Source organism: Sulfitobacter sp. CW3, assembly GCF_019392245.1.
In the GTDB taxonomy this organism is placed as follows: domain Bacteria; phylum Pseudomonadota; class Alphaproteobacteria; order Rhodobacterales; family Rhodobacteraceae; genus Sulfitobacter.
The window spans coordinates 1-234 of sequence record NZ_JAHXRL010000578.1; the positions used below are offsets into that span (position 1 = coordinate 1).

1 pseudogene is annotated in these 234 nt (G+C 29.9%); it reads left to right on the forward strand.

Annotation, left to right across the window (positions count from 1 at the left end):
* Window positions 1-234 (forward strand): annotated as a pseudogene (locus KZZ06_RS22275) (hypothetical protein); the annotation flags it as partial.

Consider the following 234-nt stretch of genomic DNA (forward strand, 5'->3'; position numbering starts at 1 on the left):
CCTAGAAAATCAAGGATTTGCATTAAATGATCATCCGTTTTTAAAAGACAGTTTCATTGTAGAAAATCCAGAATCTATAATAGATACGAAAGAATTTAAAGAAGGTAAATTTCTTATACAAGATGGTTCATGTAGTTTGTGTGCAGAAATATTAGAACCGTTGGAAAACTCTATAATACTTGACATTTGTGCTGCTCCTGGGTCAAAATCATGTAATATTCAAGAAATAACAAT